The organism is Brevibacterium album DSM 18261, assembly GCF_000426445.1.
In the GTDB taxonomy this organism is placed as follows: domain Bacteria; phylum Actinomycetota; class Actinomycetes; order Actinomycetales; family Brevibacteriaceae; genus Brevibacterium; species Brevibacterium album.
Genome location: NZ_AUFJ01000013.1, coordinates 192,749 through 209,787, shown reverse-complemented (window position 1 = coordinate 209,787; position 17,039 = coordinate 192,749). Strand labels below are relative to the sequence as shown.

The following is a 17,039-nucleotide window of genomic DNA, read 5'->3' as shown; positions in this document are numbered from 1 at the left end:
AGCACGAGGAGACCCCACATCATGGCCAACTCCGGCAACGGGCGGAGCGAGATCCTCCGCGCAGCGCGCATCACCTTCGCCCGTCACGGATACGACGGCGCCTCGATCCGCGACATCGCGCAGGAGGCCGGTCTCAGCCTCTCGGCCCTCTACTACTACTTCCCGTCCAAGCAGGACGCGCTCTACGAGCTCATCCACAACTCCTTCACCTGGTTCCACGACCGCGCCACCAGCCTCATCGAGAATGTGGGCGAGGACCCCGTCGACCGCATGGCCGCACTCGTGCGCTTCACGGTCCGGTACCGCTCCACCTTCACGCAGATCAGCCGGGTCATCCTGCGGGACACGGAGCGCCTGAGCGAGGAGAAGTTCACAGAGATTCGCGCCCTCCAGCGCGAGACCCGCAACATCTACGCCCATACCGTCGCGGCGGGCATGGACGCGGGCGCCTTCTCCGTCAACAGCGCCGAGACCGCCTCGCGCGCGATCCTCTCGATCGTGAACTCGATCCCGCTGTGGTTCTCCAAGGACGGCGCCCTCACCTCGCGCGACCTCGAGCGCGAGTACCTCGTCTTCAGCCTCCGCCTGCTCTCCCACGACCCCGGGCCGGAGGAGTTCGAGCGGCTGCTCTCCCTGCCCATCAGCGATTTCGACGAAGAGGACATCATCCACTCCAGCACAGCAGACTGACGCCCGGCCGCACCGCGCGGCCCGGCGCTCCGCGGCCTCGGCGCATCAGCCCGAGGCCGCCTTGCACCCGACACCAGAGAGGTTCCGATGACGCACCCTTCTCCCGCACCCGCACAGACCCCCGACTCCCCCACCCTCTACGAGGTCCGCGAGGGCGTCGCGGTCCTCACCCTCAACCGCCCGCACCGGCGCAACGCCTTCACCCGCGCGATGCTCGCCGGCTGGGCCGAGGGCATCGCGCGGGCGGCGGCGGATCCCGAGGTGCGCGCCCTCCTCGTGACGGGAGCCGGGAAGGGCTTCTGCGCGGGGGTGGATCTCGACGAGTTCTCCCAGGTCACCTCCTCGCTCGACCGCCGCGCCTACCTCGCTGACGACGTCCATGCCGTCGCCCGGGCGCTCGAGGGCTTCGAGAAGCCGTACATCGCGGCGATCAACGGCGATGCGATCGGTGCGGGCATGGACATGGCGCTCATGGCCGACATCCGCCTCATCGGCGAGACCGCGCGGCTGAGCCAGGGCTACGTCCGCGTGGGCCTCGTCCCCGGCGACGGCGGCGCGCACATGCTGCCGCGCATCGTGGGCGAGCAGCGCGCCCTCGAGCTCATGTGGACGGGGCGGATGGTGCCCGGGCCCGAGGCGGTGGAGCTCGGCATCGCGCTCGAGGCGCATCCCACCGAGGAGCTGTTCGAGGCCGCCTTCGCCCTCGCCGCGCGGCTCGCGGCCGGCCCGCCCGCGGCCATCCGCACCATCAAGCGCCTCACGCGGCTCGCGCGGTCGCAGTCGCTCACGGAGCACCTCGTGCACGCGGCCGCGGAGCAGGCCGTCATCCAGACCACGGAGGACTCCGCCGAGGCGCAGGCCGCCTTCCGCGAGAAGCGCACCCCGGTCTACCGCGGCCGCTGAGCGGGATCCAGCTCTGAGCGGAGCCTGTCGCCGAACACAGCCGAACTCACGCCGCAGCACCCTCACCCATCCGGAGACAGCGCGCACCGGAGCGCGTGCACAGGAGGTCACGTCCCATGAGCTCACCCCAGACCCGCGCGAAGGTGCGGGAACTCCTCGACCGGCAGCGCGCCTCGGGCACGGCCCTCGGCCGCATCGACTCCTGGCTGCGCGCCCCCGATGCGGAGTTCTCCCGCGCCCTGGGCGCGGCCGGACTGCTGGGCATGACCTGGCCGGTGGAGCACGGCGGTCGAGGGGCCTCGAACGTGGAGCGCCTGGCCGTGACGGAGGAGCTGCTGCGAGCGGGCGCCCCGGTGACGGCGCACTGGATCGGCGAGCGGCAGATCGGCCCGGCGGTGCTGCGCGCCGGGACCGACGAGCTCAAGGAGCAGGTGCTGCCCGGGATCGTCGCGGGTGAGTTCGTCGTGGGCCTCGGGATGAGCGAGCCGGAGTCCGGGTCCGACCTCGCGAGCGTCCGCACGCGGGCCACTCCCGTGGAGGGCGGCTGGCGGCTGAGCGGGCACAAGATCTGGACGACGATGGCCCACCGCGCCACGCACATGTACATCCTCGCGCGGACCGCCGACGGCGAGCGCAAGCACGAGGGTCTGTCCGAGTTCCTCATCGACATGGACGCGCCGGGCATCACGGTGACGCCCATCGTGGACCTCGCCGGCGAGCACCACTTCAACGAGGTCCGCTACGAGGACGTGTTCGTCCCCGCGGACCGGCTCATCGGCGCCGAGGGCGGGGGCTGGCGGCAGGTCGTGGAACAGCTGAGCTTCGAGCGGGGCGGGCCCGAGCGGGCGCTGTCCACCTGGGCGCTGCTCCCCGCGCTGCTCGCGGAGCCGGGCCTGCGCCGCGATGAGGGAGCGGTCCGCGAGCTGGGGCAGATCGCGGCTGTTCTCGCGGGGCTGCGACAGGCGTTCTACGAAACGGCGCGGGCGATGGACGCCGGCGGTGCGCCGGTCCGGTTGGCGGCCGCGTCCAAGCTGCTGGGCAACCGGTTCGAGAAGGACCTCATCGGCATCGCCCGGCGGCTGGCGCCGGGGGCGGGTCCTCGCCTGCGGGGGCTCATCAGGGATGCACAGCTGGCCTCGCCGGGCTTCGGCATCCGCGGCGGTGCGGAGGACGTGCTGCTGGGCATCATCGCCAAGCTCGAACTCCCCCGGGACCTCACGCAGGCCGATCCTGCTCCCCGGATCGCGGACCCCGAGCTCGCCGAGCTCGCACAGCTCGCCGTCCAGGTGGGCGGCGGGCTCCAGGAGGCGGATCGCTCCGCCGCGGGCGAGGAGGCGCTGCGGGCGCAGATCGCGGAGCTGGGCTGGGAGACGGTCGCCGTGCCCGAGGCCGCGGGCGGTTCCGGCGGGACGCTCGCCGAGGCGCTGGCCCTCGTCCGGGGCCTTGCGCGCACAGGCAGGACCGGCGGGCTGCCGGAGAGCCTGGCCGCGGCATGGGCCGGCACGCGGTCTGGGGCCGCAGTGCCCATCCTCAACGCCGCCGTCCTCGTGGGTGCGGCCGAGGCCGCCCTCGAGCTCACGGTCCGCTATGTCATCGGACGCGAGCAGTTCGGCGCTCCGCTCGCCGCACTGCCTGCGGTGAAGTCTCAGGTGGCGACCATGCGAGTGCAGCTCGACCTCGCGGTGGCGGCGCTGAACCGCGCCTCGGCGATCGCGGAGGGCCCCGGCGCGGACGGAGATGCGGGGACGGCAGCCGATCCGGCCTCGGCGGCCCGCTTCGCCGCGCTGGCCGCCTTCGCCCTGGCCTCGCAGGCGGGAACGCTCATCGCGGAGCAGGCGCACCAGCTGCACGGGGCGATCGGGGTGACGGCGGAGTATCCGCTGCACCATCTCACGACGCTCATCTGGGCGACCCGCGACGGCGAACGCGCGGCGGACGGGGCCTGGGGCCTCGGCGGTGCGACGGTCGGGGCCTCCGCGGAGGCCGGGGACGGCGCGCAGACTGCGGCTGATGGGCATGAACAGCTGAGCGAGCACGCGGCGCTCGTGGAGCTCGGCGAGGCGGTGCTCGCCGGCGGCGAGCCGTTCCTCTGGGACGTCCTCACCGACACGTCGCCGGAGACCGCTTGACACCTCGCCGCCCCCGCACTCTCCTTCCCCGCCCCGACTGATCACTTTCACCAGCCACCAGCACGAAGGCGGCTGGTGAAAGTGATCAGTCGGTGGAGGCTGGGAGGCCGTCGCGAGAATCTGAACATACTTATCTACTTCTGAGGCATAATTCCCTCATGCATACAGCCGACGACGCCTGTCCCCGACCCCCTTTCGACACCCGAGTGACCCCGCCGCAGCCCACGATGGCCGCGCTGTGGCAGGATCGCGTGCGCGCCATGCCGGAGGCGCCCTTCCTCCACTGCTTCGACAAGACCCTCACCTTCGCCGAGGTCGACGCACGCGCCCGCGCGCTCGCCTCCTCCCTGGCCTCCGAGGGTCTGGGCCGGGGCGACCGGATCGCGCTGTACACCCAGAACGACCCCCTCTTCGCGGTGGGCGTCCTCGCGGCCTGGAAGCTCGGCTGCACGGCAGTGCCGATCAACCCCATGAACACCGCACGAGAGCTGTCCTACCACCTCCGGGACTCCGGCGCCCGCGCGCTCATCGCCCTGCCGACCCTCTGGAACGAGGTGGCGGCGAGCACGGTCGCGGAGTCCCCTGTCGAGGTCGCGATCCTGGGCGCCTTCACCCGCTGGCGCGAGACCGACACCCTCGTGATCGAGGAGATCCTCGCGGACCTGCACGCCTGCGCCCCGGCACCGGAGGGCCTCACCCTGCTCTCAGCCGAGGAGGTGTACGCGGAGCACGGCATCGCGGTCGGGGCGCCCACCGCCTCGGCTCGGGGAACGGCTGCGGCTTCACCTGAGGCAGCAGTCCCGCAGGAACCCGCACTCCCCTCCCCCGACGATCCCGCATTGCTCACCTACACCTCGGGCACCACGGGACAGCCCAAGGGTGCGATCAACACGCACGGCGGTGCGGTGTTCAGCGCCGAGGTGTTCGCGCACCTGCTGCGGATCGCTCCGGGAGCGCCCATCCTCGCGATCGCGCCCCTCTTCCACATCACGGGCTCCATCGGCCACCTCGCCTTCGCGATCCGCAGCGGCAGCCCCCTCGTCCTCAGCCACCGTTTCCACCCCCGTGCCATGCTCGAGACCGTGCGCCGCTGGAGGCCCGTCTTCACCATCGGGGCCATCACTGCGCTCATGGCGCTCGCCGATCAGCCGGACCTGCGCGAGGGCGACCTCGACAGCCTCGAGGTCGTCTACTCGGGAGGCTCTCCCATCGCCCCCGCGCTCGCGCAGCGGCTCGAGGGCGTCTACGGGACCGCGATCCACAACATCTTCGGGATGAGCGAGACCACCTCCCCGCTCATCGCCGTGCCGCGCGGGGAGCGGGCTCCCGTCGATTCGCACTCGGGTTCGCTCTCGATCGGCCGGCCCGTGTTCGAGACCGCGGTGCGCATCGTCGACGACGCCGGCCGTGACGTGCCGGTGGGCGAGCAGGGTGAGATCTGGGCGAAGGGGCCCCAGATCACGCCGGGGTACTGGGGGCGGGAGGAGGCCACCCGCGAGGCGATCACGGACGGCTGGCTGCACACCGGCGATGTGGGCGTCCGCGACGCCGAGGGCTGGCTCTACCTCGTCGACCGCAAGAAGGACATGATCAACGCCGCCGGCTACAAGGTGTGGCCGCGCGAGGTCGAGGGCGTCCTCTACGACCACCCCGCCGTCTCCGAGGCCGCCGTGGTGGGCGTCCCCGACGACTACCGCGGGGAGACGGTCAAGGCATACGTCACCCTCAAGGAGGGCTGCAGCGCCGCCGAGGCGGAGCTCATCGCCCACTGCAGGGCGAACCTCTCCGCCTACAAGCGCCCGCGGAGGATCGAGATCCTCGCCGACATGCCGAAGACGGCGACCGGCAAGATCATGCGCAGGAGCCTGCGGGACGAGGAGCGCTGAGAGGAGCGGGTGAGGAGTGTCCGCCTGCGCCTCGGCCGCGGCGCTCACGTGCTCAGCGGAAGCTGATCTTCGCGGTGATCGCAAGGCCGCCGGGACCGACGACCGCGAGCTCCTGCGCGCGTACATCCTCGTCCGCGCCCGCAGGGGCCTCCGCGGCCCGGCCGCAGAGGTGCGCCTGCTCGTTCGCGAAGAGCGGGCTGCGCGCGGAGAACTCGAAGGCGACGATCTGCGCGCCCGGGTGCTCCTGCTGGAAGGCGTCCACGAGCAGAGTCGCGGAGAGCGGGCCGTGGACCACGAGACCGGGATACCCCTCGACCTGCGTGGCGTAGGGCAGGTCGTAGTGGATGCGGTGCGAGTTGAACGTGACCGCCGAATAGCGGAACAGCGTGACCTCGCCGGGACGCACCGCGCGCGCCCAGTCCCAGCCCTCAGGAGCGGGCTGGTCCTCGCGCGGCGGGCGCGCCGGGCTGGGCGCGTCCGGGTCCACGGGCGAGGCCTCCCGGTAGACGATGGTCTGCCGCTCCGTGATCGCAGGAGTGCCGTCGGCGCTGAGGTCGTGACGCAGCCCCACGAAGCACAGGCGGCCGCTGCGCCCCTCCTTGGGCGTGATCGACTCGATGGTCGAGGTCTTCTCCAGCGCGGCGCCGAGGCGGATGGGCGAGAGGTAGGTGAGCTCGCTCCCGGCCCACATGCGCCGCGGGAACGGCAGCGGGGGCATGAAGCCGCCCAGCTTCGGGTGGCCGTCCGGGCCGAGCTCGCTCATGGGTGCCGTGGGCGTGAACTGCAGCCAGTGGCCGAGGGGGGTGAGCAGCGCGGGGTCGGCGGGGCGGTCGAGGATCGCCCCCAGCTGGATCGCCGCGGTGCGCGAGGCCGTGTCCGTGAGGGTCTCGGTGCGGCCGATCCACTCGCCGTAATCGGGGAGCGGCTGAGCCCCGTCCTCACCGGCGGCCGAAGCCGAGCCGCCTGCGGTCGATGATGCCTGAACGTCCATGTCCTGCCCTCTTCGAGTCGTGCCTGCCTGCCGTCCACAGGCTAACCCGCGCCCGCCGGGCGGCGACTGCACGTCTCGCGCATCGGCACGCAGCCGCCTTCCCACCCCTTGTGCCGCTGACCGCCCCGTCGTATCTGGGCGGCCAGCGGCACAAGGGGTGGAAGAGGAAGACGGGGCCCGCGAGGCCCTCATTTGTGCAGTGAAGGTAGCGCAGATCGTGCAGTGAAGGCAGCTTTGGTCCGCTGACCAGCACGGATCATCGATCATCGCAGATGATCACCCAGGCACGCTTTTCATGTCTCTGACTGCGACGCACGGGCGAGAAGACGAAGTACGCGGTCAGCCCTCTGACTCCTCCGGGCCGGGAAGGGGAGCACCATAGATCTCGAACTCGTCGAGATCGTCGACATCGACGACCCTGACGCCCAGTTCGGCGATCACTGCGCGAGCGGACGGGTGTCATGCGGGGCATCCGGGCGCGCTCCTGCTTCCCCGAACAGAGCCACGGCACCACGCTTGCCCCCGGGGAGAGAAGCGCGGCCGGTACCGGACGCCGCCGAAGCCATGCGCGTGAAAGGCCTCCGCCCACTGCTGAGGCACCCCGAAATCATCCATCGTCGTCAGCTCACCGGTGATTCCGAAGGGAAAAGCCCCGTCACAGGAGACGTGCGCGAGTTTCACCTCGCGTGGCATGAGCAGAAAGGAAACCTGCCGCTGCGCCACGAACGAAGATGGCACAGCTCCCGCCCCCATGATGTCAGGGCCGATGACCTCTCGCGCAGCGTTCTCAGCACTTCCCGCAAGATAGCAGATGCCATCGGGATCGCTGAGATCGAATCGACCGTCCCCGCTGCAGGCATAGAACCACGGGCCAAGCGCACGCCGGTGAGCCCGGTACCACAGGGTTCCCTGACGCACCTGCTCAAAGGGGAAGGCTGAGAGCTCAGCCCCTTCGGCAGGCGGGCGCTGCATTCTCGACGATCGAGGCATTCCGCGATGATATTACGATCAGCGTCACTCATGGGAGGCTTCGTCCTCATCAGACTGTCCAGCGCACAGCGGCCCGCCGCGCAGCAGCACGGACAGCATCGAGCCTTGCGGCGTCGAGCAGCTCCAACGGCGTTCCCCCCATGCTCGGACAACGGAGACCTCATCCACTGCGCGATCGTGAATGCATCGACGGCACCTTCGAGCTCCTGCACGATCTCGATGACATCGGCTCGCACTCGTTCGCCGTCGAACTGGAACACCGGAAAGAGGGAGCGCCCCTTCACCTTCAGCGCGAGGAGCTTGCCCGTGCGGACCTTCTGACTGATCGCTGCTCGCGTCATACCCCACATGGCTTCGAGCGCTCTGGTCGAGTAGACGGGACCGATGATGCGGCCATAGGCACCAGGAGTGCGCGGCACGAGAGCGACCATCTTCTCACCGAGCTGCTCAGGGTGCTCGAGCGCCTCAAGAGCGGAGTCAGGCACGTCTTTGAGATGACGTGTGACATCGGAGATGATCCTGTCACGTGCGCTTTCCGCGGCCTGTGTGGTCATGCTGACCTCCAATATGCAGCAATCGCCGGCAACCACCCCGTCAACGTGTCAACCTCGGCGACATGTCAATGCCGAGTCGCTCCTGACCGCGCTCCCACCCGATATGCCGCTGGCCGCCCAGTCATATCTGAACGGCCAGCGGCACAAGGGGTGGGGAGGAGGCGAGGGCTCAGCGCAGCAGCTTCTCGAGCTGCGCGCGCACGGCGTTCTTGTCCGGCTTCCCGATCTTCGTCACCGGGATCTCCTCGACGAACACCACGTCCTTGGGCGTCTGCACGCTGCCCTTCTCCGCACGGACGAACGCCTGGATGTCCTCGACCAGCCCGTTCGCACCCGCGCCCACGGACGCCGCACCAGCAGGCCCAGCCCCGTCAGACTCGGCCCCGGCAGGCGCAGCACCAGCAGACCCAGCACCACCCGCCTTCGCACCCTCGCGCAGCACGACCGCTGCGACCACGCGCTCGCCCCAGTCGGCATCGGACACGCCCACCACGCAGGCGGCGGCGACGGCCGGGTGCTCGAGCATCCTGACCTCCACCTCCGCGGGGTAGACGTTGAGTCCGCCCGTGATGATCATGTCCTTCTTGCGACCCACGATGTGCAGGAACCCATCCGCATCGAACCGGCCCAGGTCGCCCGTGTGCAGGCGGCCGCCGCGCAGGGTCTCCGCCGTGAGCTCGGGCTGCTTCCAGTACTCGGACATGACGATGGGTCCGGCCACGCAGATCTCGCCGACCTCGCCCGCGGACACCTCGGCGTCCTCATCGTCGCGGATCGTCACGTCCGCGCAGGCAGTGGGCAGGCCGGCGCTCGCCAGCCGCCCCGGCACGGAGGGATCGTGGTCCTCCCGGCGCAGCACCGAGATGAGGTTGGGCGCCTCGGCCTGGCCGTAGAGCTGGAGGAAGATCCGCCCCAGCCGCTCGATCGCCTCGGCCAGCCGTGTGGGGTCCATGAGCGAGGCGCCGTAGACCACGGTCTGCAGCGACCGCAGCCTGTCCGTCTGCGCAGGCGGCAGCGCGAGGATGCGGTAGATCATGGTCGGCACGAGGAACGTCGAGGTGATCCCGTGGGCCTCGACGGCGTCGACGAAGCCCTCCGGCGAGAACTTGTCCATCATCACCATCGACCCGCCGCGCAGCAGGATGGGCAGCGCCATCGCACCCGAGGCATGGGACATCGGTGTCGTCACGAGGAACCGGTTCTCCTCCGGCCACTCCCAGTCGACGACGGTGTAGAGCGCGTTCGTCACCATCGTCCGGCCGCTGCGCACGATCCCTTTGGGCGTGCCGGTCGTCCCGCCGGAGAAGCCCATCGAGGCCGGCGCCTCCGGGTCCACCCGCACCGGCTTCTCCAGCACGGCGGAGCCCGAGGCGATCCCCGGCTCCGGCTCGCCCACCGTGAGCGGCACGATGGTGAGCCCCGGCAGCTCCTCGGCCAGCTGCCGCGCCGTCTCGTCGAAGCGGCCGGCCTCGTAGAGGAGGTAGGAGACCTCGGCGAGCTCGAGCGAGAGCCGGTGGTCGCGGATGCCGTTCTCCGGGTGCAGCGGGCTCACCCGCAGCCCCTCCATCGACATCGCCGAGGTCGCGAAGAACGTCTCCGGCCGGCTCCCGCCCAGCACGGATCCGAAGTCGCCGAGACCGGCCCCGGCCGCGCGCAGCCGCTCACGCACCGCCTGCACCCCGGCCGCGGCCTGCGGGTACGTGAAGGTGCGCTCCCCGTCGATGAAGGCGGTGCGCCGCGGGTAGCGCGTGAGCGCGGAGTAGAGCAGCTCCCCCGTGGTGCGCGTCGCAGGCTGTGCGCTCATCCGAGCAGCTCCAGGATGGTGGCGTTGGCCTGACCGCCGGCCTCGCACATGGTCTGCAGGCCGTAGCGGGAGCCGGTGGCGCGCATGTGGTGGACGAGGTCGGTCATGATGCGCGCGCCGGAGCCGCCCAGCGGGTGGCCGAGGGCGATCGCGCCGCCGTTGGGGTTGACCTTCTCCCAGTCCACACCGATGTCCCGCATCCACGCCAGCGGCACGGTCGCGAACGCCTCGTTGACCTCGAACACGTCGATGTCCGAGGCGGAGAGGCCGGACTTCGCGAGCGCCTTCTGCGTGGCCGGGATGGGGGCGGTGAGCATGATGACGGGATCGGCGGCCGCGAGCGCGGCGGTGTGCACGCGGGCGATGGGCTCGAGCCCCAGCTCGGCGGCCTTCGCCTCCGTCACCACCAGCAGTGCGGCGGCACCGTCGGAGATCTGCGAGGAGTTGCCCGCCGTGACCACGCCGTCCTCGCGGAACACCGTCTTCAGCCCGGCCAGCGTGTCCAGGGTGCCGCCGGGGCGGATGCCCTCGTCGACGGCGAACTCGAACTCCTCGCCCTCCTTGGTGAGTCCCGTGAGAGGGAGGATGTGGCCGGAGAGGCGGCCCGCCTCGGCGGCGGCCTGGGCGCGGGCATGGGAGTCGAGCGCGAGCTGGTCGACGTCCGTGCGCGTGAAGCCCCACTGCTCTGCGATCATCTCCGCGCCGATGCCCTGGCTGAATTCGTCCTGCCCGTAGCGCTCCTTGATGGAGGGGCCGAAGGGCCTGCCCGGCCCGTTCTTCCGGGAGGAGCCCATCGGCACGCGGGTCATGGACTCGACACCGCCGGCGATGACGACCTCCTGGTGACCGGCCGCCACGGAGGCCACCGCGAAGGTCAGCGCCTGCTGCGAGGAGCCGCAGGCACGGTCGACGGTCGTGCCTGCGACGGATTCGGGCAGACCCGCGGCCAGAGCGGCCCAGCGGCCCACGTTCCCGGCCTGCTCCCCGGCCTGGCTCACACAACCCCAGACGATGTCCTCGACGAGCGCCGGGTCGATGCCCGTGCGCTCGACGAGGCCGCGCACCACATGGGCGCTGAGGTCGACCGGGTGGATGTCGCGCAGGGCTCCCCCGCGCCTGCCCACGGCTGTGCGTGCGGCATCGACGATGACTGCTTCCGGCATGGTGTCTCCTCTTCGAGTCGGACCGCTCTCAGGTCTCGTGCAGGGCCGCCCGTTCCCGCCCGGCGCAGGTCGGCCGCTCGCCCGTGAGGGCAGCCCGCCGCTGCGCGGACGCCCGCCGTTTGCACGTGCGGGACAGGCTCGGTAGCCTGACTCCTACCTTAACGAGTGTTCGATTCAATGTCGATGGAGACGCCATGCGCAGGACCGTGTACGGGCCCGATCACGAGGAGTTCCGAGCGCTGTGCGCCGAATTCGCCGAACGGGAGCTCGCGCCCCGCTTCGCCGAGTTCGAGGAGAACGGGGTCGTCGACCGCTCCGTGTTCGCGAAGATGGGCGAGCTCGGCCTCATCGGCATGCAGATCCCGGAGGAGTACGGCGGAGGCGGGCAGACCAGCTTCAAGTTCAACGCCGTCCTCACGGAGGCCACGGCGGCGGCCGGCACGGGCCTCGGCACCCTGCGCGTCCACCAGGACGTCGTCACCCCCTACATCCTCGAGTACGCCACGGCGGAGCAGAAGCGCCGCTGGCTGCCGGGCATGGCCGCCGGCACCTTCCTCGCGGCGATCGCGATGACGGAGCCGGGCACCGGCTCGGACCTCACCGGCATCCGCACCCGCGCCGAGCGCACGGACTCCGGCGCGTGGCGCCTCACGGGCGAGAAGACCTTCATCTCCGGCGGCACGAATGCGGACCTCGTCCTCGTGGTCGCCCGCACCTCACCCCGTGATCCGGCTGACCGCCGAGGCGGTCTCACCATCCTCGTCGTCGAGGCCGGGATGCCGGGGTTCAGCGTGGGCAGGCCGCTGAAGAAGCTGGGCATCCGCTCGCAGGACACCGTGGAGCTGAGCTTCGACGGGGTCGAGGTGCCGGAGGCCAATGTCCTCGGCGAGGTCGGCCGTGCCTTCGAGTACCTCTCCCACAACCTCGCGCAGGAGCGGCTGACGATCGCGGTCAACGCCGCCGCCTCGGCACATGCCGCGATCCGCCACGCCGCCGAGTACGCCCGCGAGCGCACCTCCTTCGGCACGCCGCTGGCCGGCTTCCAGAACACGAAGTTCGTGCTCGCGGAGTGCTCGGCGGAGGCGGATGCGGCGCAGGCCTTCGTGGACCAGGCGCTCGAGGCCCACGACGCGGGCGAGCTGAGCGCGGCGGACGCGGCCCGCGTCAAGCTCTTCGCGACCGAGGTGCAGGGCCGGGTGGTCGACAAGTGCCTGCAGGTGCACGGCGGCTACGGGTACATCCTCGAGTACCCCATCGCCCGGCTCTATGCGGACGCGCGGATCACCCGGATCTACGGAGGCACCTCGGAGATCATGAAGACGATCATCGCCAAGGACATGGGCCTGTCCGCCCGCCGCAGCTGACTCAGGCGCACTGCCCCGTCGCAGCGATACTTGGCATACTTGAACAGTCAGACCTGACTCGAACCGGACGGGCCAGCCGGATTCCGGCGGCACCCGCCACGGGCCAGGGACGCACCGACCAGACACAGCAGACACAGGCAAAGGAGCTCACATGTCAGAGAACACCGCAGAGGCCCAGGTAGCGGAGAACGCCGAGGTCCTCACCGAGGTCCGCGGCAACGTCCTCGTCATCACCCTCAACCGCCCGCAGGCCAAGAACGCGGCGAACGCGGCGATGGCCCAGCAGATGGTCGCGGCCCTCGACCGCCTGGAGTCCGATGACTCGCTCTACGTGGGCGTCATCACCGGCGCGGGCGGCACGTTCTGCTCGGGGATGGACCTCAAGGGATTCGTGCGCGGCGAGCGCCCCTCGATCCCCGGCCGCGGCTTCCTGGGCCTCACGGAGGGCCGCATCGCGAAGCCGCTCATCGCCGCGGTGGAGGGCTACGCCCTGGCCGGCGGCTTCGAGACGATGCTGGCCTGCGATCTCGTGGTCGCGGCGGAGACGGCGAAGTTCGGCGTCCCGGAGGTCAAGCGCGGCCTCGTCGCCGCGGCCGGCGGCGTCGTCACGCTGCCCAAGCGCACGCACCGCGCCGTGGCGATGGAGATGGCGCTCACCGGCGACATCTACCCCGCGACGTTCGGGAAGGAGAACGGCTTCGTCAACACGATCGTCGGCGAGGGCGGTGCGCTGGACGGCGCACTCGAGCTCGCACAGCGGATCGCGAAGAACGGGCCGCTCGCCGTGCGCGTGTCCAAGCAGCTCATCGTCGAGTCCCAGGACTGGACGGACGAGGAGAAGTTCGCGAAGCAGGCGCCCATCGTCGACCCCGTCTTCACCTCGGCGGACGCCAAGGAGGGCGCGACCGCCTTCGCGGAGAAGCGCGAGCCCAACTGGACGGGTCGCTGAGCGGACTCCTTCCCCTCCACCCGCCGGGTGAGCGGTTCCTGTCGGCCTGCGATGCTCAGGCCGACAGGAACCGTTCGCTCGGTTTGGAGGAAACGCCAGGCGTCGGGCATGTTTGACCTCATGTCTCGCATCACGGATCCCGTCCTCGCATCCAAGGTCACGACTCCGGAGAGGGCCGCTGGGCACATCCGCCACGGCGACACCGTGGGCATGAGCGGCTTCACCGGTGCGGGCTACCCCAAGGCCGTGCCCGCGGCGCTGGCGGCGGACATGGAGGCTGCCCACGACCGGGGCGAGGACTTCCGGATCAACCTGCTCACGGGTGCCTCGACCGGCGACGAGGTCGACGGCGTCCTGGCCCGCGCCCACGGCATCGCCAAGCGCGCCCCCTTCATCTCCGATCCGACCCTGCGGCAGCAGATCAACGCGGGCGAGGTCGAGTACACGGACACGCACCTCTCCCACCTCGCCCAGCAGGTGTGGTTCGGGTTCCACGGCAGCCTCGACGTCGCGGTCGTGGAGGTCGCGGCGGTCCTGCCCAACGGCCTCCTGGTCCCGTCGAGCTCCGTGGGCAACAGCAAGACCTGGCTGGACCTCGCGGACAGGGTGATCCTCGAGGTCAACGACTGGCAGCCGCGCGAGTACGAGGGCTTCCACGACGTCTACTACGGCACCCGCCGCCCGCCCTACCGCACGCCCATCGAGCTGCGCGATCCCCTGCAGCGGATCGGCGACCCCTATCTGCGGGTGGACCCCGAGAAGGTCGTGGCGGTCGTGCGCACGCACGCCCCCGACCGCGACAACTCCTTCGCGCCGTTCGACGAGACCTCCGAGGCGATGGCCGGCCATCTCATCGACTTCCTCCGGCACGAGGTGCGCGCCGGCCGCCTGCCGGAGAGTCTGCTGCCGCTCCAGGCCGGGGTCGGCAATGTCGCCAATGCCGTGCTCGCCGGGCTCGCCGAGGCGGAGTTCGCGCACATGACCAGCTACACCGAGGTCATCCAGGACAACCTGCTGGCCCTCCTGGACTCCGGGAAGCTCGATGCGATCTCCGCGACGAGCTTCAGCCTCAGCCGCAAGCGCGCGGAGCGCTTCAACGAGGAGATCGAGTCCTACAAAGGCCGCATCCTCCTTCGCACCCAGGAGATGTCGAACCACCCGGAGATCGTGCGCAGGCTGGGCATCATCGCGATCAACGGCATGGTGGAAGCGGACATCTACGGACACGTGAACTCCACGGAGGTGAACGGCTCCCGCATGATCAACGGCATCGGCGGCTCCGGGGACTTCGCCCGCAATGCCTACCTCAACTTCTTCGTCTCGCCGTCGACGGCCAAGGGCGGGGCCGTGTCCTCGATCGTGCCGATGGTCCCGCACGTCGACCACACGGAGCATGATGTCCACGTCCTCGTCACCGAGCAGGGCATCGCGGACCTCCGCGCCACCGCGCCCAATGAGCGCGCCCGCCGGATCATCGAGAACTGCGCGCACCCGGACTACCGGGAGAGGCTGCTCGACTACCACGACCGCGCCTGGCATGCGAACCCCACCGCCCGCCATGCCCCGCACATCCTCGCCGAGGCGCTGAGCTGGCACCAGCGCGCGCAGGCCGGCGAGCCCATGTGAGAGGCCCCGCCGCTCCCCTCGCCTTGAACGAACGATCAGACAGTCGTAAGCTCCCAATCGGTTCGCAGAGAAGGGGACGACATGACATCCGAGACAGCAGGGGCAGGGTTCGCGGGAACCGCAGCGCCGGCAGACGGCGGCACGGCCGCGCGCACCGATGCGGGCTTCCCCGCCGGCATGCCCAGCGCCCTCGACTACCCCGAGGCCGCGGTGCCGGAGCTGCTCGTCTCCGCCGCGGCCCGCTGGCCCGAGCAGATCGCGGTGGTCGACGGCGAGGAGGGGCTGACTTTCGCGCGGCTTCTCGCCGAGGCGCGCTCGCTCGCCGCCTCGCTGGCGGCAGAGGGCGCGGGCCCCGGCAGCGTCGTGGGCATCCAGGTGCCCAATTCGCGCCATTTCGCCGTCGCCTACTGGGGCGTCCTGCTCACCGGCTCTGCCGTCACCCTCGTGAACCCGCTGCAGCCCGCGGCCGCCCTCGCCCGGCAGCTGCGCGAGGTGGGTGCCGTCGCGCTCATCTCCCATGCCGCGCATCTGGCCGCGGTCGAGGAAGCCGGGACGGACCTGGGCGTGGACCGCGTCCTGCTCGTCGAGGGCACCTGGGCCGCTCCCGCCTCCCCGGAGCAGGCCGAACGCGCCGCAGCTCTCATCGCCGATCCCGAGGCGCCGCGCTTCACGTCGTTCGCCGCGGCCCTCACGCAGCAGGCCGAGGACTTCGAGCCCCGCTTCGCGGACCCGGACGCGGTGGCGCACTACCAGTTCACCGGCGGCACCACAGGACGGTCGAAGGCAGTGCGCGTGCTGCACCGCAACGTCGTGTCCAATGTCGTGCAGATGGCGGCCTGGCGGCTGTACTCGCGGGTGGAGCGCGATGCCGCCGGACGCCTCGCCCTCGTCCCGATTCCCGCCCTGGGCGAGCCCTTCCTCCGCCCCGGCGCAGGTGTGGCCGCACAGGTGCCGCCGCTGTTCCACGCGCAGGGCATCGCGAGCCTCGCGCTGTTCGCGTTCGGCGGTGTGACGACGGTGCTCACGGGGCGCTTCCGCCCCGACGTCTTCGCCGATCTGTGCGAGCGCTGGCAGGTGACCTACACCTCGGGCAACCCTCCCATGTTCATGGCGCTGGCCGAATACGGCAGGAAGACGGGCCGCACGATCCCCAGCATGACGGTGGCCGGCTCCGGTGCCGCTCCCCTCGACGCGACTTCCCTGGAGCGGATCGGGGAGGTGCTGCCGAACGCCGTCGTGGCCGAGAGCTACGGGCTCACGGAGGGCACCTGCGTGGTGCTGGCCTCGGACATGACGCCGGCCGGAGTCCGCCGCCTGGGCAGCGTGGGCGTCCCGATCCCGGACACCCGCGCTGAGATCCGCTCGGCCGACGGGCTCTCCGTGCTGCCCACCGGCGAGGAGGGAGTGCTCTGGGTCTCCGGACCTCAGGTGACGGACGGCTACCACGGGGCGCCCGAGCTCACCGCCGCGCAGTTCGTCGACGGCTGGCTGTGCACCGGGGACATCGCCTCGATCGACGCGGAGGGCTTCTGCCGCATCCACGACCGGGCCAAGGACATGCTCCTGTACAAGGGCTACAACGTGTACCCGCGCGAGCTCGAGGACGTCCTGGGCGCGCACCCTGCCGTCCTGCGCTGCGCTGTCATCGGCCGTCCGGACGAGGAAGTGGGCGAGCTGCCCGTGGCCTTCGTCGTGGCGGACAGAGGCGCGCTGGCGGGAGCAGCGGAGGCGGAAGCCCGCCCGGGAGTCGAGGCGGTTGCCGGCGCGGCCGTCGGCACCGAGGCGGGGCCGGATGCCGAGCCCGGGATCGCAGAAGCGAGCGACGAGGAGCTGCGCGAGGCACTGGCGACCTGGTTCGCCGCCCGCGTCCTGCCCTACCAGAAGATCCGTGAGTTCCACTTCGTGGAGGAGCTGCCCGTCTCCGCTGCGGGCAAGGTGCTCAAGACGGAGCTGCGCACCCTCCTCTGAGGCTGGATCCCCTTCCGCCCCC

Annotated in this window: 12 protein-coding genes; 8 read left to right on the top strand and 4 right to left on the bottom strand. The window is 70.9% G+C overall.

Annotated elements, in window-relative coordinates; translation table 11 throughout:
• Positions 1-21 precede the first annotated feature (21 nt).
• From K318_RS21270 to K318_RS21260, 4 genes are all read left to right on the top strand, one after another.
• Positions 22-690 (top strand): TetR/AcrR family transcriptional regulator, encoded by a 669-nt coding sequence (locus tag K318_RS21270; RefSeq protein ID WP_051297899.1) that lies wholly within the window; start codon positions 22-24, stop codon positions 688-690.
• Positions 691-777: 87 nt separating this feature from the next.
• Positions 778-1,593, top strand: a complete 816-nt coding sequence (locus tag K318_RS0111195) for an enoyl-CoA hydratase/isomerase family protein (protein ID WP_029089552.1) — start codon at positions 778-780, stop codon at positions 1,591-1,593.
• A 116-nt stretch (positions 1,594-1,709) separates the two neighbouring features.
• Complete coding sequence (locus K318_RS24370) at positions 1,710-3,722, top strand: acyl-CoA dehydrogenase family protein (protein WP_084500076.1); 2,013 nt, start codon at positions 1,710-1,712, stop codon at positions 3,720-3,722.
• 158 nt (positions 3,723-3,880) lie between these two features.
• Positions 3,881-5,608 carry a class I adenylate-forming enzyme family protein gene (locus tag K318_RS21260; RefSeq protein WP_035281583.1) on the top strand — a complete coding sequence of 576 codons (1,728 nt, stop codon included), beginning with the start codon at positions 3,881-3,883 and terminating at the stop codon, positions 5,606-5,608.
• Positions 5,609-5,660: 52 nt separating this feature from the next.
• Here the strand turns inward: K318_RS21260 and K318_RS21255 are convergent, their stop codons facing one another.
• The 4 genes from K318_RS21255 to K318_RS0111165 all read right to left on the bottom strand — a co-directional run bounded on the left by K318_RS21255 (position 5,661) and on the right by K318_RS0111165 (position 11,110).
• Positions 5,661-6,599, bottom strand: coding sequence for an HTD2 family dehydratase (locus K318_RS21255; RefSeq protein WP_051297898.1), 939 nt, complete (start codon positions 6,597-6,599; stop codon positions 5,661-5,663).
• A gap of 459 nt (positions 6,600-7,058) precedes the next feature.
• Positions 7,059-7,571: an RES family NAD+ phosphorylase gene (locus K318_RS25895; protein WP_425393442.1), complete on the bottom strand. Its 513-nt coding sequence runs from the start codon at positions 7,569-7,571 to the stop codon at positions 7,059-7,061.
• A gap of 741 nt (positions 7,572-8,312) precedes the next feature.
• Positions 8,313-9,947, bottom strand: a complete 1,635-nt coding sequence (locus tag K318_RS0111170; RefSeq protein ID WP_029089551.1) for an AMP-binding protein — start codon at positions 9,945-9,947, stop codon at positions 8,313-8,315.
• Positions 9,944-11,110, bottom strand: a complete 1,167-nt coding sequence (locus tag K318_RS0111165; protein WP_029089550.1) for a thiolase family protein — start codon at positions 11,108-11,110, stop codon at positions 9,944-9,946. The genes K318_RS0111170 and K318_RS0111165 overlap by 4 nt, the downstream gene beginning before the upstream one ends.
• 194 nt (positions 11,111-11,304) lie before the next feature.
• Between K318_RS0111165 and K318_RS0111160 the strand changes: the two genes are divergently transcribed.
• The 4 genes from K318_RS0111160 to K318_RS25030 all read left to right on the top strand — a co-directional run bounded on the left by K318_RS0111160 (position 11,305) and on the right by K318_RS25030 (position 17,017).
• A complete protein-coding gene (locus K318_RS0111160; RefSeq protein WP_029089549.1) occupies positions 11,305-12,474 on the top strand; it encodes an acyl-CoA dehydrogenase family protein in 1,170 nt (389 codons plus the stop codon).
• Between the two features lie 151 nt (positions 12,475-12,625).
• Positions 12,626-13,423, top strand: coding sequence for a crotonase/enoyl-CoA hydratase family protein (locus tag K318_RS0111155; RefSeq protein WP_029089548.1), 798 nt, complete (start codon positions 12,626-12,628; stop codon positions 13,421-13,423).
• A gap of 120 nt (positions 13,424-13,543) precedes the next feature.
• The gene (gene scpC, locus K318_RS0111150; RefSeq protein WP_029089547.1) at positions 13,544-15,049 is read left to right on the top strand and encodes a succinyl-CoA:acetate CoA-transferase ScpC; all 1,506 of its coding nucleotides are present in this window, start codon (positions 13,544-13,546) and stop codon (positions 15,047-15,049) included.
• An 81-nt stretch (positions 15,050-15,130) separates the two neighbouring features.
• Positions 15,131-17,017 carry a class I adenylate-forming enzyme family protein gene (locus K318_RS25030; protein ID WP_051297897.1) on the top strand — a complete coding sequence of 629 codons (1,887 nt, stop codon included), beginning with the start codon at positions 15,131-15,133 and terminating at the stop codon, positions 17,015-17,017.
• The last annotated feature ends 22 nt before the right edge of the window (positions 17,018-17,039 follow it).